This is a genomic window from Enterococcus sp. CWB-B31 (assembly GCF_020567645.1).
Classification (GTDB): Bacteria; Bacillota; Bacilli; order Lactobacillales; family Enterococcaceae; genus Enterococcus_L.
The window spans coordinates 1-22497 of record NZ_JAJDJW010000021.1; the positions used below are offsets into that span (position 1 = coordinate 1).

Here is a 22497-nt window from a genome sequence, read left to right on the forward strand (position 1 = left end):
AGTGAGCAGAAGGCTATGTCTGTATTGGTTCCTTTTTTACCTGATTTATTTCCAGCGATACAGGCAGATGGCATTCTTTTACGTAATCTTCTGGGCGAAATCTTTCGTTTCTTAGAGCAGAACGGGAAGAAGTCACGACGCAAGGGCAAAAAGACCAGTCTTGATATTTTGGTAGCTATTTCATTAGAATAAAACAGCGTGTTTGTCCTTCTTTAGATTCGTGCGGTCTTTTTTTGACAGATAATCATTAGACAAAGTGACTTTCTACATTTATTTCTTAGCTTGATGGCTATGTGCATGTTACCTACTTGGTTCTTGAGGTAGAACACTTCTGTCGCAACCTCAATCTTAGTATGTTTTTCATTTCAGGCTTTTACAGATATCTGCTGCCCATTTATTCTACCGTAACACTTTTCGCCAAATTTCTTGGTTTATCAACATCATACCCTCTTTGAAGGGTTGCAAAGTAAGCAATCAGCTGTGTTGGAACAACACTGACCAGTACTGTCAGCAATGGATGAATCTCAGGTATGACCAGCTGATCTGTTCCCTTCGCCAGTGACTCAGTGACAATTGTCACTGTCTGAGCTCCTCGGCTCTCTACTTCTTTTAGATTCCCTCTAGTAAGGGACGCCGTCTTCTGATCAGTAATAATCCCGATAACCGGGGTTTCCTCTTCAATCAGTGCAATCGTCCCATGCTTCAATTCCCCGGCAGCAAATCCCTCTGCCTGAATATAGGAAATCTCCTTCAGCTTCAATGCTGCCTCCATCGAAACAAAATAATCCATTCCTCTGCCAATATAAAAAGTGTTTCGTGTATCATTTAGAAATGTTTCAACAAGTTGGCTAATCATCATTTTTTCATCAACAATTGCTTCCATCGCAGCTGCAGCAAGACTCACCTCATGGACCACATCAAATCCAAGTGCTGCTGAATTTCCCTTTTCTCTGCCGACAGCTGCAGCAAGCATTGTCAGTACTGCAATTTGAGCAGTATAGGCTTTTGTTGAGGCAACAGCAATTTCCGGCCCTGCATACAGCAGCATCGTATGTTTTGCTTCTCTGGACAATGTGGAGCCGGGTACATTTGTCAGTGTTAATGAAGAATATCCCATTTGATTAATCTGTACCAAGACTTGACGACTGTCAGCCGTTTCTCCGCTTTGACTCAAAAAAATAAACAGCGGATTTTGAGAAATCAAAGGCATGTTGTAGCCAAATTCGCTGGAAAGATGAACTTCCACCGGTATGCCGGTTAGCTCTTCAAAAATCTTTTTACCGGCCCAACCTGCATGATAGCTTGTCCCGCAGGCAACAATGTAAATCCGATCACTTTCAAGAACCTGCTGAATGATTTTCTGATCAACCAGATGATTTCCTTCATTGTCTGTATAACAATCAACGATTCGACGCATAACACTTGGCTGTTCATCAATTTCTTTCAGCATATAATAAGGATAAGTTCCTTTTTCCAAATCATTCAAATCCAGCTGGGCTTCATAAGATTCGCGAAAAACCATGTTTCCTTTTTCATCTTCAATCTGAATGCTGTCAGTCTTAACGACTACCAGCTCGCCGTCGGCAATTTCCACAAAATGATTCGTTTCCTGAAGCATAGCCATTGCATCACTGCAAATCACATTGAAGCCATCTCCAAGTCCAATCAGCAACGGACTTTTATTTTTTGCTACATAGATAACTTCCGGGTTATGATTGTCAATTAATGCAAAAGCATATGAACCTTTAATTACTTTCAAGGTCTGTTTAAATGCTTCCTTTGTATCACCTGACTGATCGGCAAAATAATTAATCAAATGAACAACTATCTCTGTATCTGTCTCTCCGATTAATCTGCTGTTTTGAAGAAATTCCTGTTTTATTTCTTCAAAATTTTCGATTACTCCATTATGAACCAATGTGAAACGACCATTTTCTGAAGTATGCGGATGGGCATTCCGTTCACTTGGTTTGCCATGCGTTGCCCATCGGGTATGCCCTATCCCGATATTTCCGGACAGTTCTTCTTTTATCTTACTTTGCAGATCCGCAATTCTTCCCTGGGATTTAACCAGGCAATCTTTTCCAGATTTATCTGTTACATAAATACCGGCTGAGTCGTAGCCTCTATACTCAAGTTTTTCCAATCCTTGTAATAAAATATCTGCAGCATTTTCTTTGCCTATAATTCCAACAATTCCACACATAATATCTTTTCCTGCTTTCTCACGAGGTCGGGATTAGGTCATCCTTCCCGCCAGTTATTAAGATTCAAAGAATAGAGAGGGCTTTCTGTACTTTCCATTTATTTAAAATAATACAAATTCATTCACTCATCTATTCAACATCTGTTTCTATCTGCTTAGTCAGTGTTTTATTATAATTTCACAATTATTTTTTGTTCTGACTTGTAGAGTGCAGTCCCTGAAGCTACCCGCCGAATCTTCGATAAGCTTCACCCTCGTCACCTGAAAATAGTCATTCAGGTCTGGCGCTCCCCTAAATTGGTATACACAATCCCCCTTAACTTTAATATCTATAGAAACTTATTAAATATTATAATAAAACACATACGGTTGTCAACGAAAGAATTAAAAAAATAAATTGGTATATACAAAAAGAAGTAACCTCAGTCCATACTAAAACACCAATGGAATGCCCCAAAAAGGGTTCATTTCATTGGTGTTTCTGAGTGCAATAAAAGAATACAGATTGCTTCTGTTAGAAAATAGCTATAGTCTTCATCAAGAATTTCTTTCCCCTCACCACTATCATTTGACAATAAGCTCTTTAGAAAGAAATCCGTTTCGTTAGTTTCTTATTTATTTGATACCGATCTCATCTTCAACAACCCGAACAATCGTATCTACATAGTAGTCGACTTTTTCTTTTGTCGGCGCCTCTGCCATCACTCGAAGTAACGGCTCTGTTCCGGAAGGTCGAACCAAAATTCTGCCATCGCCATTCATTTCTGCTTCCATTTTTTCTACAATTTCTTTGATAGCTGGTACATCCATGGCATTGTTTTTATTCATTACGCGAATATTCACCAGTTTTTGAGGATAAACAGTTACTTCAGATGCCAGCTCGGATAATGTTTTACCTGTTTGCTTCATCACATTTAGCAGCTGAATACCAGATAACATCCCGTCACCTGTTGTATTATAATCAAGAAAAACCATATGTCCGGACTGCTCACCGCCAAAATTATAGTCATTTCTTCTCATTTCTTCTACAACATAACGGTCTCCTACCTGTGTGATCACATCCAGCAGTCCATTTGCTTCAACTGCTTTACGAAAGCCTAAGTTACTCATAACTGTCGTCACAATCGTATTCTTTTTCAGCCGTTTTTTCTCGAACAAATATTTTGCACAGATAAACATAATTTTATCTCCGTCAACTATATTTCCCAATTCATCAACCGCAATCAGCCGATCTCCATCACCATCAAACGCCAGACCCACATCTGCCCCTTTTTCAAGAACAAATTCAGCCAGTTTTTCAGGATGTGTTGAGCCTACGCCATCATTGATATTTAAGCCATTCGGACTAGTACCCATCGTAAAGAAGTCTGTTTCCAGATCCGCAAACAGTCGGTTGACAGATGTAGTCGTCGCCCCATTAGACGCATCAATACAAACAGTTAAATCTGACAGATCCCCAGGAATCGTCTGTACAAGGAACTGAGAATATTTTAACAGCCCTTCCGGAAAATCTTCTACCGTTCCCAGTCCTGCAGCAGAAGGTCTAGGCAGCGTATCTTCTTCACTGTCAAGTAATGCTTCAATTTCCAGCTCCTGTTCATCATCCAGCTTAAAACCGTCAGAACCAAAGAACTTAATGCCATTATCTTCAGCAGGATTATGAGAAGCAGAAATCATGACTCCTGCTGAAGCTTTCTGCAAACGAGTCAGGTAGGCGACTCCCGGAGTAGCAATGACTCCCAGCTGAAATACTTCAATCCCAACAGACAGCAATCCGGCAATAATTGCCTGCTCCAGCATTTGTCCTGAAATGCGAGTATCTCTTCCCACCAGAACTCTGGGTTTGCGTGAACTGTCTTCTTCATGCTGACTTAAAATATAGCCCCCGCAGCGTCCCAATTTAAATGCCAATTCAGGAGTTAATTCTTTATTTGCAATTCCCCTAACTCCATCTGTTCCAAAATATTTGCCCATCATTATTCTCCTTACTCACTAATTAGTTTGTCGAATCTGTACTTTCTTCTGTCGATCCCTGATTGTTTTCTGATGATTCAGCAGATGACACAACCGTGTTGCTGCTGTCTGCTGTTCCATTACCGTCAGTTCCACGAGGCGTTGAACTGCTGATAGAGTCGCTGGTACCGAACCCAGCATAAATTGGTATAATCGTGACTTCTATTTGAGACGGATTCACCGTATAGTCGCCATTAACAGGAATATTCACTGTCTTTCGTATAGAAGTTCGAATATCACTGATATCAACAGGTACCTCTATAGAATCAATCGACTCCAAGACTGAATTTGATCCACTGATTTCCACCACCTGCTCGGATGTATTAAATGTGTACCCTGTTATATCTGATGGTAAAGATCCGGTACTGACAATTTTCAGCGCTACTTCTTTTTTAGGCAGCGACAGCTTAACAGACACTTTGACCTGCGGTGCTGGATTTTCAATGCTTAATATCTGACCTTTACTGTCAAGAGCCTGTACGTTTACTGTCTGTCTGATCGTGTCTGCCGATTGAGTGACACTGGTCAAAGGCGCAACTACTCTTACAATTTCCGCCATAGTATCCTCGCCGGTTGTAATGTCTACAGTTTTGGGACTGATTGAAATCGAATCAACTTTGTATCCTTCAGTATTAAAGCTTTCAGGTATTTGAGCTTCTACATCAAAAGCTTTTGTCACTTTGTTTTCTATCGTTACTGTAATCGTAGCCGGATCAAGTTCAGCCGTAACTGCCGAGCTGATTCCTGTTACTCTTAACGGAACTTCGGCTGTTCCCAGTGAAAGATTTGTCAAATCAGCCTCTACCCGAAAATTTCTTGTATCTTCATTCGTTTCAAGATTCAACTGTATTCGGTTTGCACTGCTTAAATGAACCGTTACACTGTCTTCATACCCTGAAACAAAATACGTGTCTTCATCATATTCAAGCTTGACCGGAATATTATAAAGCACCTCATCATACACTTGATTATTAGTTGCAGTATTGGTTGAGCTGCTGTTTGAGTTCGCATTAAAGAAGAGCAGTAAAGCAAATAATAAAGCCAGCAGACCAGAAAACCAGTTGCTTTCGTAGGCTTTTTTCATTTCTTTTTCCCTCCTTTAGCCACACCATCAATAAAGTGCTGTAAAAGGTTGTTTCGGTCCTTGTCATTTTTAGGCTCTTTTGTCTGAACCAGTTCTTCTCTAAGTATTTTTAAATATTCTTCCTGATTCAGGCGTGGAATTAATTCATTATTTAAAGTTAGACTGACATCGCCAGTTTCCTCTGACACGACAATTGTCAATGCATCGCTGACTTCACTGATTCCTACAGCAGCTCTGTGCCTTGTTCCAAATTCTTTTGGAATCAAACTGCTTTCAGATAAAGGCAAATAGGCACTGGCACACGCAATTTTTCCATCTTGAACAATCACTGCCCCATCGTGCAAAGGTGTATTCGGAATAAAAATATTTATCAACAGTTCGCCGGTTACATCCGCATCCAAAGAAATTCCTGTTTCAATATATTCCTCCAAACCTGTATTTCTGGCAATAGTTATCAGCGCACCAATCTTCCGTCTGGCCATATACTGGATGGCTTTATCATATGCCAAAATCATTTTCTCATCTTCCTGCTCTTCATTTTTGGAGGCTCTGAAAAATGAGCTCCTTCCCAAATGCTCCAATCCGCGGCGCACTTCCGGCTGAAAGATTACAACAGCTGCAATTACTCCATACATAATAACCTGATTCATCAGCCAGGATAATGTGTGCAGACCAATAAACTCACTGAGTATTCGGATGAGGATAAAGACTGCCACACCTTTAAGGAGTTGAACCGCCTTTGTTCCTTTTATAAGCATAAACAGCTTATAAACCAGGTACCAGACAACCAGAATATCTATAATATTTATAATAAAATTGCGGGATAACAAATCAGAAGGAACAAATTTTTCCCAATAGCTTAAATCAAATAACTGACTGATTTGAAAAGACGACATATCTTTTATCACTTCTCTCTGAGGAATTCCATTTTAGTATAGCATAAATTTTTTATAGATTACAGAATACAGGAAATTGAAAGAAACTTTTAGAAAAATGGTCATAATCTTTTCCAATTATTCCTCGTAACAACTGATATATGAAGAAAGATGGGACTGTGACAAAAGTTTGTCACAGTCCCCTAGAGCCGAATAAACGGTGTTCTAAAGCCCATCCATCCTTCGAGGATCGAAGCGCAGCGTAGTGTATCAATCCACAGCTATTCATTTTATGAATAGTGCTCCTTGACAATTTTCGGATATTCCGACTTATTGACATAAATCACTACGATTGACTTGTCAGAGTAGATGATGCATGTTACCTACCTGGTTCTTGAGACAGAACACTTCTTTCTCAACCTCACCTTAACAGCTATCAAAAAGTACTAACTTTCCTCTTACTGTCTTTTAGCAGCTCTCTCCGCTCTTCTTGCAGCTCTGCGTGCTTCAGCTTCAGAATCTTTCACTCGTTCCCGTTTTTCTCGAACAGGCTTCTCCTCAGTTAAATCTGCTGCAGATATTGTATTTTTTTCCAGTTTTTCCCGAATTTTTTCTTCCTGTCCCGCTACTCGAGCATAGCTGTAAAAACGATTTTTCGCATCTGAAACAGTTTTGTCAAATAATTTCCCGGCGTATTCAGCTTGTGTTGCCTCTAGTGATGAGAATCTGACTTGTTTACGCATGAAATCCTTCATAACATTAAAATCAGGTTTTTTATAGTCCAGGATCATTGGACTTTTTCCCTTTTCTTTCAACTCAGGATTATAGCGGTAAAGCGACCAGTAGCCTGACTGTACAGCTTCCTTTGCTTCCTCCAACGTCTGGCTCATTCCGCCCTTCAAGCCATGAGCAATACAAGGTGTATAAGCAATGATAATAGACGGTCCCGGGAATTTCTCTGCCTCTTCAAATGCTTTAATCGTCTGCATTTGATTGGCACCTGATGCGATTTGAGCAACATAGACATTGCCGTAAGTCATTGCCATCATCCCTAAATCCTTTTTAGATACATATTTTCCGCTGGCAGAAAATTTTGCGATTGCAGATGCCGGTGTTGCTTTCGAGGTCTGGCCGCCTGTATTGGAATATACTTCATTATCCAGCACCAGCATATTAACATCTGCACCGCTGGCCAGCACATGATCAATTCCTCCATATCCTATATCATAAGCCCAGCCATCCCCACCGATCATCCACTGACTTGGTTTTGCAAAGAGATCCTGATCCTCATAAACGGCTTCTAAAAGCGGCTGACCCATTTTTTCTGCTTCCAGAGCTGCCCTTAATTTAGCAGCTCTTTGCTGAGTCCCTTCACTGTCATGAAGATGATTTTGCCAATCTGTCATCAAACTCTTCAATTCATCTGAAGCTACTGACATACTCTCATCCATTTTAACTGCCAAATATTCTCTTCGTGTCTGATTGGCCAAGAACATTCCATAGCCAAATTCGGCATTATCTTCTAATAGGGAGTTTGACCAGGCAGGTCCCTGCCCCAGCTCATTCGTTGTATAAGGTGCAACCGGTGCCGCTGCCCCCCAGATAGATGAACAGCCAGTTGCGTTGGCAATCATCATTCGATCACCAAACATTTGTGTCAATAATTTCACGTAAGGAGTTTCACCACAGCCAGAGCAGGCACCGGAAAATTCCAGCAACGGTTTACTAAACTGTGTACCTAAAACGGTAGTTGCTTTCGCAGGGTTTTCTTTTTGTCTCAACGTCATAGAAAAAGCCCAATTTATTGCCTGTTCTTTCTGTTCGTTGTAAGGCTTCATCACAAGTGCTTTTCCTTTAGCAGGACAGGCTTCAACACAGAGTCCGCAGCCTGTGCAATCTTCTACAGAAACCTGAATGCGATATTTCAGACCATCTGCACCACGCATTTCTCTGACAATGTATCCTTCCGGTGCCTCTTCCATCTCTTCCTCATCTGCAAGAAATGGTCGAATCGCTGCATGAGGACAGACAAATGAACACTCATTGCACATCGTACAACGATCGCTGATCCACTCAGGAACCTCCAATGCAATACCACGTTTTTCAACAGCAGTTGTACCAAGCGGCATCCGTCCGTCTACCATTCCATTTGCCACTAAGGTTCCGACAGACAGCTCATTTCCTTCTTGACGATTAACTGGTTCAACAATTTCCCGGACATATTTTGAAACACTTCTGTCTGCCGCTGTCGTTTTAGCCTGGACTTCTTTCCAGGCAGCCGGTACTTCAACCTTGTGAAGCAATTCAACCGTTCGATCAATTGCCTGTATATTTTTCTCAACAACTGCCATTGATTTATGCCCATAGCTTTTTAATGCTTCTTCTTTTAAAATAGGCAGAACTTCTTCAAACGGCATAATGTTTGCAAGTTTGAAAAATGCAGTTTCCATAACCGTATTGATTCTTCCGCCCAAACCAACTTCTGAAGCCAGCTGAACTGCATTAATGGTATAAAACTGAATGTCATTTTGTGCAAGGTAACGTTTGATGCCTGCCGGCAGATATCGGTCAAGCTGCTCATCATTCCAAATTGTATTGAGAAGGAAAGTTCCACCTTTTTTCAACCCTTTTACCAGATCATACGTATGCAGATATGCTGCAGTATGACAAGCAATAAAATCTGCATTCTCAATTAAATAAGCCGATTTTATGGGTATATCGCCAAAACGTAAATGTGAAACAGTCAAACCGCCTGATTTTTTGGAATCATAATGAAAATAGCCTTGAGCATATTTATCGGTATGGTCTCCAATAAGTTTTATTGCAGACTTGTTTGCTCCAACTGTACCGTCTGAGCCGAATCCCCAGAACTTTGCCTGATAAGTCTGAGCATCCGTTAAATCGCAGACTCCTTTAGAAGATAGTGATGTTCCAGTCACATCATCGTTGATTCCCAGCGTAAAGCGGGATTTTCTTTCTAGCTTTTCCTTTACAAGCTCATCATAAACTGCCATAATCTGGTCCGGCAGTACATCCTTTGATCCAAGTCCGTAACGTCCTCCAATAATTGAAGGATGGATATCCGATTCATATAAAACGCTCTGCACATCCAGAAGTAAAGGTTCGCCGCCTGCTCCTGCTTCTTTCGTACGGTCAAGAACAGCGACAGATTTTACTGTTTTCGGCATTTTTTCCAAAAATGTTTCAATAGGAAACGGGCGATATAAACGTATATTTAAAAAGCCGACTTTTCTGCCGTTTTTATTTAGAAAATCAACGGTCTGCTCAATTGTCTGAGCCACAGAACCGATAGAAACAATAACTTCTTCCGCATCTTCAGCACCATAATAGGTAACCAGATCATAATTTGTTCCCCGAAGCTGATTAATTTCTCTCATGTATTTCTGTACAATAGCAGGAAGCTTCTCATAATATGGATTTACTACCTCACGCTGCTGGAAATGTATATCTGGGTTCTGATTGGTTCCGCTGACTGAAGGATGATTTGGATTCATGCTTCGGCTTCTAAAATCAGCCAACGCATCCTGGTTCATCAAGGGAAGCAGTTCATCATATTCCAATACTTCTATTTTCTGAATTTCGTGACTTGTCCTGAATCCGTCAAAAAAATTCATAAACGGAACTTTGGATTCAAGAGATGCCAGATGGGCAACAGGAGAAAGATCCATCACTTCCTGAACACTGCTTTCCGCCAGCATTGCAAAACCAGTCTGTCGGGCTGCCATCACATCCCCGTGGTCTCCAAAGATATTCAAAGCTCCGGTTGTCACCGCTCTGCTGGCCACATGAAAGACTGTCGGCAGAAGTTCTCCGGCAATTTTATACATATTTGGAATCATCAATAATAATCCCTGTGATGCTGTGTAAGTGGTCGTCATCGCTCCTGTTTTTAGTGAACCATGAACAACTCCTGCAGCACCTGCTTCTGACTGCATTTCCACAATTTTTACTGGTTGACCAAATAAGTTCTTTTTTCCCTCTGAAGCCCATTGATCCACCAGCTCAGCCATTGTTGAGCTTGGTGTGATTGGATAAATTGCTGCCAGCTCTGTAAAGGCATAGGAAATATAAGCAGCTGCAGTATTTCCATCCATTGTTTTCATTTTCCTCATGTTTATATCATCCTTCTGTCGAAAAAGTAAATTTTTTAACTATTTATACGTATCTATTATAACGGATACAGTATTATTTTGAAACAATTTATAGAAATTTTTCACAAACATTTCATAAAATATCATTCAAAAGAATCTATATTTCAATTGAAAAATGACGATTTTACTGAATATAGTTTCTGTAATCAGTGAAAAAACACACGAAATAAAAAATAAACTCAGCACAATTATAGTCTCATTGCAGTAATCGTACTGAGTTATTCTAATGCATGTAAACAGGAAAGACTTGAAACTATTCTGTTAACTAAGTTAAAATTAAGAGAAATTTCTAATCCAAGAAATGTGCAGCCAGCACGGGAGAAACTTCAATTTTTGTAGCTGCTCGTTCTTGTCATTGAAGCATACAAGTTAAAATTTTCTATCTTTGAACATCTTTTATAAACTATCTTTATTATGATTTATAACAGTGTCGAAGCACTAGTTCTCTTTGTAGTAAAAAATGCAAAGAGACTAGTTTATTTATGAAAACAGTTACGAGTCTTTTTCAAGAAATTTGATATACTTTGCCAAGATACAGCTTTCTATTTATTCTTCATTTGAATAGCTGCTAACAAATGTACTTACTGACGTATCAGCCCTTGAAAGTTTGTCCCGTCAAAAACGCAGTTTTCAAAATTACAAAGAAACACTGATTACGTTTTCAGCAATCAGTGTTTCCTGCATTTTTCTATTCTAATACAGTTCCAAATATTGTTCTCTTTCCCATTCAGAAACTGTCTGACGGAATGCTGCCCATTCCATTCGTTTTGCCTCAACAAAGTTTGCATAAATATGCTGTCCCAATGCATCAATCATTACATCGTCTTTCCGAAGTTCTTTAATCGCATTGTGAATAGTAGAGGGCAGATCTTCAATTTGTGCTTCTCTGCGTTCTTCTTCATTCATAATATAAATATTTCTGTCCACTGCAGCCGGCGGTATAATTTCATTTTTGATTCCATCTAAACCAGCCTGAAGCAGTACAGCCATTGTTAAATAAGGGTTCGCCGAAGGATCCACTGAACGAAGCTCTAGACGAGTTGACATCCCTCTTGATTCAGGTACCCGTACCAGAGGAGAACGGTTTCTTCCACTCCATGCTACATAAACAGGTGCTTCATATCCGGGAACTAGGCGTTTATAAGAATTCACAGTTGGATTGCAGACAGCTGTATAGGCACGTGCATGTTTTAACAAGCCGCCCAAGAAGTAATAGGCAGTCTGACTTAATTGCATCGGTCCTTCTTTATCAAAGAATGCATTTCCCTCTTCACTGAATAATGACATGTTGCAGTGCATTCCAGAACCATTAATTCCAAATAAAGGTTTTGGCATAAAGGTAGCGTGCAGTCCATGCTTTCTTGCAATCGTCTTTACTACTAATTTAAATGTCTGGATATTGTCGCAGGCTTCAACCACATCTGCATATTTGAAATCAATTTCATGCTGCCCTGGAGCTACTTCATGATGAGAGGCTTCCACTTCAAAGCCTAAGCTTTCAAGTTCCAAAACAATATCACGACGACAGTTTTCGCCCAAATCCGTTGGAGCAAAATCGAAGTATCCGCCTCTGTCATTTAAATCTGTCGTAATTTCACCATCTTCATCTAATTTGAACAGGAAAAATTCCGGCTCAGGTCCTAAGTTAAACGAAGTGAAACCCAATTCCCGCATGTCTTTCAACGCTCGCTTTAAATTCCCGCGCGGATCTCCGGCAAATGGCGTTCCGTCAGGATTATAGATATCACAAATTAAACGAGCCACTTTTCCATGGGCACTTTCCCAAGGAAAAACCATCCATGTAGATAGATCCGGATATAAATTCATGTCGCTTTCTTCAATTCTTACAAATCCTTCAATAGAGGAACCGTCAAACATCATTTTGTTGCTCAATACTTTATCAAGCTGACTGACCGGCACTTCTACATTCTTGATTGTTCCCATGATATCTGTAAACATCAATCTCAGGAAACGAACGTTTTCCTCTTCAACCATCCGCTTGATATCTTCTACACTGTTCTCTTTTTTAACCATAAATTCCCTTCACGCCCCTCATCTTTTTCTTAAAGTTATAGTTTCGGTCCTTGCGATTGGAATGGATTCTGTTGAGTAAGTCCTCCTTGAGAAAGAATCTCATCATACAGAATTTTCCGGACATCTTCGTCAGTCAAAGGCTTACTGGTATCCGTGCCGTTCTTCTGCTCTTCCAGTTTCATTGTATACACTCGTTTAATACCAGCCATGTTCAGTCCATCAGATAAATAATCTTTTATTTCTAGCAGGGTATCAATGTCATTCAATGAATACATCCGACGATTTCCTTCACTTCTTTCCGGATGTATCAAATCCTGTTCTTCATAATAACGAATCTGACGCGCAGACAGATCTGTTAATTTCATAACTGTACCAATTGGAAATACTGACATAGATCTTCTCAGTTCCTTTTCTCTCATATCCACCCCCCTCTCTTAGTTGCTATTAGGATAACAGCACTTTTTTAACTTGTCAATCATTTATGTTAGGTTTTCTAACATAAATGTTTTTTCGTTCGGTTTTAGACCACTTCTCAAAGATAAAAAATTACTTTTTCATTGAAAATATTAAGATTTCCCTACATATGAAAAAACGATGACTGGAGATATCCTTCCAATCATCGATATACTAAAAAGTTTGAAAAAACCAGACCATTTTTATGCTAATAGAATACTTCGTTAACAGCATGTGAAACAGCAATTTTTATGTGTTCATAAGTCAGTCCGCCTTGAAGATAAATTAAACACGGAGGACGAACGGGGGCATCTGCACTCAACTCCATACTGGGTCCCTGAATAAACGTTCCGGTTGCCATGATAACATCATCTTCATAGCTCGGCATGCAGGACGGAATCGGTACGACAAATGCATCAGCTGGAGAAAACTTTTGAATCGCCTGACAAAACTTGATCATCGCCTCTTTTTCCTTCAATCTTTCCTACAGCAGTTTAAGCTGCGAATTTATTTTTTTATCAACTTCTTCAATTTTAGTGATCAATTCAGGATAAAAGCCTTCAGTCCAACTCATTTTCCTGTCTCCTTACCCATTTGGAATCTTTTTTCGCAAATCCGCGCACCTTATAACTATTCTCTTCTTCTGCAAATTCTTCTGACAATAGAATCGTATGCCGTTTAAGTTCGCTCAGCAGCTGTCCCTGATCAACAGCTATTTCCAGCTCATAAGGAATAAGCAGCTCCATCATCTTCTCTCTGATTCTGCCAATTAACATTTCTTTATCCTGACTGTTCTTTGCGGAAATCAGCACACTTGGAAACAGGGTTGGGGTAAAATCATCTTCCATAATCAAATCCGCCTTATTATAAACGGTTAGTACAGGAATATTTTCAAAATCAAGATCATCAAGCAGACCTGTCACTGTCTGTTCATGTTGAAGACGATTGGGAGCACTGGCGTCAACAACGTGAAGCAGGAGATCCATTTCTCTGCTTTCTTCCAGTGTAGACTGAAAGGCTTCAATCAGCTGTGTAGGCAGATCCTGAATAAATCCAACTGTATCAGTGATCGTAACCTCCATCCCATTAGGCATCTGCCATTTTTTAGTCAACGGGTCCAAGGTGGCAAACAGCTGATCTTCTGAATAAGTTTTCGCAGCTGTCAACATGTTAATAATCGTTGATTTTCCGGCATTCGTATATCCTACCAGCCCAATTTGGAAGACGTCAGCATTTTGCCGCTTCTGCCTGCTTCGTTCTCTATGTGCAGCAACTTCTTTTAATTCTCTTTTGATAATGGTAATTTTATTGCGAATATGCCTTCGATCGGACTCCAATTTGGTTTCTCCAGGTCCTCTCGTTCCGATCCCGCCGCCCAGCCGGGACAAATGCAAACCTTGTCCTACCAGTCGCGGCAATAGATAATTCAACTGAGCCAGCTCTACTTGAAGTTTTCCCTCTTTTGAGCGTGCCCGAAGAGCAAAAATATCTAAAATCAGCTGTACTCTGTCGATAACTCTTATCCCAAGAGCCTCTGCAAGCTGCTGGTTTTGTCTGGGGGTTAACTCATGATTAAAAATCACCAAATCTGCTTCATGGGCATCTGAAAAGTTAATAAGCTCCTCTAATTTCCCCTTGCCGATAACTGTCTGCCGATCTACTCGAGGACGCTTTTGAGTCAAACAGAAAACGACTTCTCCTTGTGCTGTCTCTGTTAGTTTTTTTAATTCCTGCATTGAATAATCAAATTGACGAGTATTTGCTTCCGTTTCTACACCAACCAGAATCACTCGTTCTTTTCCATTCTCCATAGTTTCTTCCTCTCTATTGATCGAGCCATTGGGCAACGGATCGTTCCAAATCAGGTAATTTTTCTGGGTGCATGACCAGATCAATCCAATGAGCAGTCATTCGATTTTTAAACCATGTCAGCTGTCGTTTCGCATACCTTCGTGAATTTTGTTTTACCTGATCAACCGCTTCCTCTAGCTGAAGCTGCTGATCAAAATACGGGAAAAATTCCTTATAGCCAATACCCTGAGCAGCCTGTACAGACCTGTTTTGAGCCATCAGCTTTGCTTCCCTCAAAAGCCCTTGTTCCATCATTAGTTCCACTCGCTGATTAATTCGTGCATAAAGGATTTCCCTCTCCGTTTCCAAGCCAATCAGAAAATAATCATATACTGGCTTTGGTTTTTCTTTCGGTGACGTGATACTGTAACCTGTTGTCTCAAACACTTCCAGCGCCCTGATGACCTTTTTCCGGTTATTGAAGTGGATGACCTCTGCCGCTTTCAAATCTTTCTCTTTCAGCAGCTGCCATAAAGCTTCATTGCTATTCTTCTCAGCATATTCTTCATATTTTTCACGAATAGCAGAAGTTTCCGGCTCGTTTTGTCCGCCCAATTGAAAATCATACAGCAATGCCTGAATGTACAAGCCTGTACCGCCAACAATAATCGGTAGTTTGCCCTTAGCAGTAATCTCTTCTATGTATTTCCTGCCTTCACACTGGAAATCAGCCGCAGAGTAACTTTCAGTTATTTCACGGCAGTCAATCAAATAATGAGGAATATTCTTTTTTTCCTGCTCTGTCACTTTAGCTGTTCCAATATCCAGTTGACGGTAAACCTGCATGGAATCTCCGCTGACAATTTCACCATTAAATTTTTCTGCCAAATATATGCTCAATGCTGTCTTGCCAACTGCTGTCGGTCCTGTAATTGCCAGTACTTTCTTCATCTTTACTGTCCTTTTCTTTTTTCTCAATTCTTCAAAAGAACCGGGTAGTACTCATTCTAGAAATACTCCCGGCATTAAACTGTACTTCTGTCATTACTCGTCAAAAGTTCTTTCACAACAATTAGCATCTTGTTCAAGAGTTTCTGTCTCTAAACATCCATTTCTCTGCACAAACCCAATGTAATTTCATCACTTATAAGCGTACTGTGAAATCTCCGCCGCTTACTGTTAAGTTCGGGTTATAAAACGGATCATTTTCTACATAGTCCGGCCATCTTCTTCTGAATCGTTCTGCTTCCTGCAGGAATCGTTCTTGCTTTTCCGGTGTATCTTCATAGCCTCTGGACTGTGATTCATAGTGATAAAGTTCCGTATCCGCTGCAAACACATTGTATTTACCCAGCTCGTCGTAAACGCGGATACATAAATCCACATCGTTATACGCTACAACAAACTCTTCATCGAAACCGTTCAGCTGGTCAAAATCAGTCTTTTTAATCATCACACAGGCTGCAGTAACTGCCAGATAATCTGTATTTACAACCAGCTTTCCGAAGTAGCCGAAATCCCCTTTAGGGTATGTATGATGCCCATGTCCGGCAACTCCGCCCAGTCCGACAATAACACCGGCATGCTGAATCGTATTATTCTCATAATAGAGCTTTGCCCCAACTGTTCCCACATGGTCAAACTGTGCCAGTGAAACCATATTGGTCAGCCAATTCATATTGATAACTTTCGTATCATTATTTAAAAACAAGAGATACTTTCCTTTTGCTTCTTTCGCCGCAAGATTATTGATTTTCGAAAAATTGAACGGAATATCAATTGACAGTTTTGTAAAACGATCTCCAAGCATTGTTTCATAATGACTGTAGAGCTCTTCCATCTGTGCCTCATCACTGCCATTATCTGCAACAATAATTTCAAAATTGGGATACTCTGTTTTCTCAACAATTGAATCTACACATCTTTTAAGATCCTTATAACCATTTCTTGTAGGAATAATGATTGACACCATTTCTTTTTCAGGAATATCATAAGTTACCCGATACAGTCCGTTAGCTGCACCAGATTCCACAGATCCGGCAATCCCTCTTCTGTTTAATGCTTCCTGCAGTGCTTTCTGACCAGCCAGGAAGGCATAGTTTTTTGAGCCCTGATTCGCTGCAGTAGAGGTATCCAGCATTCGCCAATGATAGAGTACTTTTGGAATATGAGCAATAGTTTCCGGTGCTGTTTTTTCAGTAAATCGTAAGACCAGATCATAGTCCTGAGCCCCTTCAAAGCCCTCACGCAGTCCGCCGATTTCTTCAATAATCGAACGACGGTAAACACCTAAATGAGAAATGTAGTTCGTTCCCATCAACAGATCCGGAGACCATTGAGGCTTAAATGCCGGATCAGAACGTGTACCGGATTCATCAATTTTATCTTCATCTGTATAAATTAAGTTTAATTCCGGATGCTCATTTAATAATGCAGCAACCTCATATAATGCATTCGGAGCAAGCTCATCATCATTATCCAACAGTGCCACAAATTCTCCCTCAGCAATTTCCAATGCTGAATTTGTAGCTTTGCAAATATGACCATTTTCTTTTCTAAAGACAACTTTGATTCTGCTGTCTGACTTTTCATAGGCAGCCAAAGCATCCAGCAGCTCTTTATTTGTCGAAGCATCGTCTGCTATGCATAGCTCCCAGTTTGTGTAGGTCTGATCTTTAATTGACTGTATGCACTTGTCCAGCCATCTAACTTCCACATTGTATACCGGCATGACAACTGAAATAAGAACCTGATTCTTTAATTCAGCTGTTTGCTGTAAAGGCTGTTCATTTTTCTCAATCCATTCCAAATACTTATCATTCGTTTTCTGCTGCTCAATTCGAACTCTGCGATACGTATTCAACAAACCGTTTCTTTTGAGATAGCCGAAACCCTTTTTTACTTTTCTGAAATACTGCTTCCATTTGTCTTTATTGACAGACTGTTTAAGATTGGCATAGTTCTTTTCCAAATCAATCGTCTGAGTGACCGTTTCTTCTGCGTTTGAAAAAAGAAGAACTGCCTCCCCTTTAAAAGACTGCACTGTTAAAGTAATACTGAAACCAACAGAGACATAGGGCGGAAGATCATAAATCCCTATTACGTCTCCTCTAGGTGCCAGTCCTATTTTGCTGGAAACAATCTCTGCTGTCTTTTTCACTTCAATTTGCGGATTTTTTTTACTGAGCATATCTATCGCCCAGCCCATAATTGTTATCTCTTTTTTTTGTTTGTCTTTATAAATGTTATCAATATTCACGAGGATTTTTTGTTCATTAGCCATTTATTCGTTCCTTTTCTATAAGTTTATTCTATTCATAGATTACAGTGTTTTATGAGCAAAGTCCAATTCAATCATTTAAATGTCAAACGAAGCCGAAATTGTGCTTATCTGCTCGTCTTCCAACAGACTAAACAGGCATCCGCCGAACTTAAATGAACAGTCGCTTTGTTGTGATTTCCAGTTCAAGGAATAACATACTGATTTATTTTATCATCAATTGAATACTTTGAGAAGAAATGGTTTGTTCCTTTCAGCCCAAAAAAGATGTTCCTTAAAAATCAATTTCACTGCTAAACAAAAGAACTTTATCTACAAAGATTTTCTTTTGCGTAAATTCTTTTCTTCTACACAAAAGCACCTGTGATCTGAACCCGATTACGGGTGGATTCACAGGTGCTTTACTATCGCTCCTATCGCTTCCTTCTGAATTAATAGGCAGAAGAAAGTTTATTCGTTTACAGGAGAAATATCTTTTTTCTTTACTTTTTCTTTTACGAAAGCTCCTAAAGAATACAGGCACAGCAATTTAAAAACTTGAATAACCGGAACTCCGCCCCCTGTATAAAGTGTCATGAACAGCTCTTTTCGATCGGTTGCCCAGGTTGAAAACCATGCCACACCGAACAATAAAATAATAAAGCTTAAAAACAAGCCGGTAACAATAATAAAAAGCGTTGTGTGCTCTTCTTTAAATTTATTCTTAACCATTTGCCAGATGATAACCAGATAGCCGATAAGTGATAAAAACAGAAGCGGTAAACTTACAGCTCTATAAACCTTAATAATGTGGTTTGATATTTTTACGGCTGGTTTTGCTGATGTAAAGATTTCAGCATCTTCTGGAGTACCTGGATAAATAAATCTCGTGTTTATCAATTCCCCATACCATGCCAGCTCTTCATCAGAAGCATTCATTACTCCAATTCTCGAATCATAGTTCCCATATTGGCTGGTTGCGTAAAAGCCATATTGGAAATACTCCCAGATCAGCGGCATGTCTTCCATGGTCTTTCCGTCACCTGATTTTGAAATAAACAGTCCTTTTTTCTTGATTAACTGTCCGTTCGCAAACCCTTCTTCAAGCTCTTTGAACAGTTTTTCAAATAGCTCATTTGATTTTACTGCACTTTCATAATAGCCATCTTCAACCAGTGACTGTCGAAATGCCCAGAAAATAATATCGCCATGTACTTCGCCGTCCTCACCAGCCCAACCTGAAATATCATAGACCCAGTTGATATTTTCTTCAAGAGATTTTAGTGTAGAGTAACACCAGTACGTACATGCACCCCACTTTTCATATCATAAATTTCAGTCCAATAACATCAACCTACCACTTTTTTATTTATTTGATGAAAATGTCATTTAATTGAGTTTTCTTTTGAATTTCGTTATCTAAGAATTTAATATAGTTTTCTTTACCAAGTTCTTTAAGCATTATTTTCCCATGACTAACTCTCGAAATATCATTTTCAAAAATACCTTTGCGAACATAACAAAGATAATAATAATCAAATCGATTCAACTGCTTTGATAACTCAAGAGATTTATCATTTAATTGAGCAGCTAATTCCAGATTTGAAGTATTCATATATAAAGTAGTTAGATTAATGTATTCACTAAGAATAACAGGCTTTATATTTGTATAAGTCTCATATTTTTTTATTTCATGTTCTATTCTAGCAGCAATATTAATAGCAATTTCTGCCCTGTAGAAAAAAAGTATACTGCTTGCGAGTCTTAATTCAGAAAGTGTCCACTGGTTCATTTGGTTTAATCGCTCCCAAATAGGAACAATTCTTTCCTTATCTATTTCTGTCAGAGATTCATTGGCTAAATCAGGTAAAGAGATTAAAATTTCACAAACTGTTCTTATGTCTTCAACATATTTGTCATAGATATCTACTAAATAATAATTACAAAAGTCAATAACTTTCTCTAGTTTGTTTACTTGAGTGTTATCAGAAATCCTCCAGAATTGAGAGATTATTTCATTCTTGGATATTCTTCCTTGCTGTAAAAATTCAAATTCACCAAACGAAATTGAAAGTTTTTCCAGCAAATATTCAAGTGTTTTATATTTTGGATTCGATTTGTTATTTTCAATTCTTGAAAGAGCAGCTCTGGAAATAAATTTGCCACAAATATCTTGTTGGCTTAGTCCTTTATCCTCTCTGATTTTTTTTAACAATGTACCCAATTGTTTCATAATTACCCTCCTAGTTTACTTTAGTATACATTTTAATAATCTCCTTAGTAGTTATTATATAATAACTACTAAGGAGATTAGAAGGAGGGATTGTATAGTGAAAATGTCAATTTGGATCATTGGAGGTTAACTAATTATTGGACAAAATATAAAATATTGAAAGAAGTGATGGAAAAAATTTTTATGGTCTTTCTTTGTTTTTTGCACAGAGTGTGTATTACGTATCCTCTTTAAAATCTTCAAATAAAATATAATTAGAATGGGGAATATTAATGAAAAAAATAATTTGGATAGCATTAATTATTACTATTACCATAGGAAGTGTGAGCTTTAGTAATCAACAAGTATCTGCTGCTGACACTGCGATAGGAGATGATTATCCTTCCGTTTGGAAAAATGCTCCCATGAATCAGTATATCGATACATGGGGATATTATTCAAGAAATTGTACATCTTTTGTAGCTAATCGGCTCAGTAAAACAAATAAATTTGAAATACCACGAGCTATTGGAAACGCTGATGTGTGGGGAACAAATGCAAGAAAATTAGGATATACCGTTGATATAAATCCTGTAAGAGGTTCTGTTGCTTGGTGGAGCAGTATGCATGTTGCCTGGGTAGCTGCTGTTGATGGAGACAGAGTATTAATTGAGGAATATAATTATGGTTTTACAGGAAAATATAATTCCCGATGGATTAGCAAAGGATCTGTAAGCGGGTATATCCACTTCAAAGATGTTCCTTCCAAAACATTTGATACTGTAAAAACACAATATAATGTCAGCAGAGATGCACTCATCATAACCTCAGCATACAATGAGTATGGAAATGTACCTTATAATACTGAAAATTATAAAAAATTAGGTTTTTTATCAGGTTCGGTTGGAAAAAAAGTAGCAGTAAAACAAGTTGTTGTAACCTCCGCAAATAATAAAGTATATCAGTTTGTTATTGACGGAAAAACATATTGGGCTGACTATCGTAATTTTGCTACTATAAATGCTACGCTTAAAGAAGAAACCATGAATTTCAGTGCCATAATAAAACCTTCTCAGTATGATGAATACGGAGATAATGCATATAATTCCCTTGAGTACAGGAAAATAGGCAGTACTCAAGTCTTTTCTGGAAAAGAAGCAACTATTTCTAAAAAGGTAACTGCAAAAAATGGAGATATATACTATCAGTTCAAAATAGATGGGAAAACATACTGGTCAGATTATCGTAATTTTCAACCACGAGATATAATCAGCAAACAGATAATTGCGAGTGGCAGACAATGGAAAATTGTGAAGTCTGCTTATAATGAATATGGACCAACGCCTTATAATACAGCTGGTTACAAACGATTGGGTTATTTAACTAATTACGAAGGTCAAAAAGTAAAAATCACTAAAATGGTAACCACCTCTGCCAATAATACTGTTTATGAATTCACACTTAATGGAGTAGTTTATTGGGCAGATTATCGCAATTTTGAAGATACTAATAAAATAATTGAAGATGTCTCATATAACACCTATGCGACTATATCACCATCTCAATATGATGAATATGGCGACACCCCCTATAATAAACTTGAATATAAAAAGTTAGGTAGCACTACAGAATTTAAAGGAAAAGAAGTATTAATTTCCAGCCGTGTTAAAGCTCAATCAGGTGATATCTATTACAAATTTACAATTAATGGAGCTTCATATTGGTCAGATTACCGCAACTTCTCTATAAGAGATACTATAAATCAAACAACTTTTATTGACAATGAAGCTAAAATTATTGCCTCTGATTATCATGAATATGGAAATGTACCTTATAATACCGTTGGTTATACTAAATTAGGATATTTAACAGATCATGTTGGAAAAGTGGTTTCCATTTCAAAAATCGTTACTACAGCAAGAAATAATATTTTGTATGAGTTTAAACTAAACGGAGTTACTTACTGGGCTGACAAACGTAATTTTAAACTTGCAGACACAGTGGCAGAAGAAACAACAATTAATAAAGATGCAACAATCATTTCATCTATTTATAATGAATATGGACCAGTACCTTATAATACTAAAGGATACAAAAAATTAGGAACTTTGGCTTCCAATGTTGGTAAAAGAGTTACTGTAATTAAGAGAGTTAAAACTTCTGCAAATAATATAGTTTGTCAGTACTCTCTTAATGGAACAACTTATTGGGCTGACTATCGTAATTTCAAAATAGATGAATGAGCAATAAGATTTTCGTAAAATGCTTTGCAAAAAAGACACTATAAGAGTAAGCGAGAAATAAAAAGACGCATATAAATGAACAGAAACAATCTTTATGATGTTGGTGAGAAATCACTGGCATCTTTTTTAGTAAAAATATATGGGAAAGACACCCT

The 22497-nt window shown here is 38.6% G+C and carries 13 protein-coding genes and 2 pseudogenes; 2 read left to right on the top strand and 13 right to left on the bottom strand.

All coding sequences use genetic code 11. The features are described from left to right. A pseudogene (locus LI954_RS14490) lies at positions 1-192 on the top strand (IS4 family transposase); the annotation flags it as partial. Between the two features lie 202 nt (positions 193-394). Here LI954_RS14490 and glmS read toward each other — a convergent pair. The 13 genes and pseudogenes from glmS to LI954_RS14555 all read right to left on the bottom strand — a co-directional run bounded on the left by glmS (position 395) and on the right by LI954_RS14555 (position 20120). Beyond that, positions 395-2206 (bottom strand): glutamine--fructose-6-phosphate transaminase (isomerizing), encoded by a 1812-nt coding sequence (gene glmS, locus LI954_RS14495; RefSeq protein WP_202067555.1) that lies wholly within the window; start codon positions 2204-2206, stop codon positions 395-397. A 615-nt stretch (positions 2207-2821) separates the two neighbouring features. Then, a complete protein-coding gene (gene glmM, locus LI954_RS14500; RefSeq protein ID WP_229441802.1) occupies positions 2822-4180 on the bottom strand; it encodes a phosphoglucosamine mutase in 1359 nt (452 codons plus the stop codon). Positions 4181-4202: 22 nt separating this feature from the next. Further along, positions 4203-5303, bottom strand: coding sequence for a YbbR-like domain-containing protein (locus LI954_RS14505; RefSeq protein ID WP_202067557.1), 1101 nt, complete (start codon positions 5301-5303; stop codon positions 4203-4205). Further along, positions 5300-6199, bottom strand: coding sequence for a diadenylate cyclase CdaA (cdaA, locus tag LI954_RS14510; RefSeq protein ID WP_202067558.1), 900 nt, complete (start codon positions 6197-6199; stop codon positions 5300-5302). The genes LI954_RS14505 and cdaA overlap by 4 nt, the downstream gene beginning before the upstream one ends. Before the next feature lie 437 nt (positions 6200-6636). Then, positions 6637-10311 (bottom strand): pyruvate:ferredoxin (flavodoxin) oxidoreductase, encoded by a 3675-nt coding sequence (nifJ, locus tag LI954_RS14515; RefSeq protein WP_229444805.1) that lies wholly within the window; start codon positions 10309-10311, stop codon positions 6637-6639. A gap of 732 nt (positions 10312-11043) precedes the next feature. Next, positions 11044-12384, bottom strand: a complete 1341-nt coding sequence (gene glnA, locus LI954_RS14520) for a type I glutamate--ammonia ligase (protein WP_202067560.1) — start codon at positions 12382-12384, stop codon at positions 11044-11046. Positions 12385-12419: 35 nt separating this feature from the next. Further along, a complete protein-coding gene (locus LI954_RS14525; protein WP_202067561.1) occupies positions 12420-12803 on the bottom strand; it encodes a MerR family transcriptional regulator in 384 nt (127 codons plus the stop codon). Positions 12804-13045: 242 nt separating this feature from the next. Next, a pseudogene (locus LI954_RS14530) lies at positions 13046-13315 on the bottom strand (methionine gamma-lyase family protein); the annotation flags it as partial. An 82-nt stretch (positions 13316-13397) separates the two neighbouring features. Next, a complete protein-coding gene (gene hflX, locus LI954_RS14535) occupies positions 13398-14648 on the bottom strand; it encodes a GTPase HflX (protein WP_229444806.1) in 1251 nt (416 codons plus the stop codon). Between the two features lie 13 nt (positions 14649-14661). Then, positions 14662-15579, bottom strand: coding sequence for a tRNA (adenosine(37)-N6)-dimethylallyltransferase MiaA (gene miaA, locus LI954_RS14540; RefSeq protein WP_229444807.1), 918 nt, complete (start codon positions 15577-15579; stop codon positions 14662-14664). Positions 15580-15772: 193 nt separating this feature from the next. Beyond that, positions 15773-17836: a glycosyltransferase family 2 protein gene (locus LI954_RS14545; RefSeq protein ID WP_420705944.1), complete on the bottom strand. Its 2064-nt coding sequence runs from the start codon at positions 17834-17836 to the stop codon at positions 15773-15775. Positions 17837-18358: 522 nt separating this feature from the next. Then, positions 18359-18916 (bottom strand): hypothetical protein, encoded by a 558-nt coding sequence (locus LI954_RS14550; protein WP_229444808.1) that lies wholly within the window; start codon positions 18914-18916, stop codon positions 18359-18361. A gap of 340 nt (positions 18917-19256) precedes the next feature. Then, the gene (locus LI954_RS14555; RefSeq protein WP_229444809.1) at positions 19257-20120 is read right to left on the bottom strand and encodes a helix-turn-helix domain-containing protein; all 864 of its coding nucleotides are present in this window, start codon (positions 20118-20120) and stop codon (positions 19257-19259) included. Between the two features lie 272 nt (positions 20121-20392). On the opposite strand from LI954_RS14555, the gene LI954_RS14560 reads away from it, so the two are divergent. Next, entirely contained in the window at positions 20393-22342 is a 1950-nt protein-coding gene (locus LI954_RS14560; RefSeq protein WP_229444810.1) for a GW dipeptide domain-containing protein, read from the top strand. Positions 22343-22497: the final 155 nt, after the last annotated feature.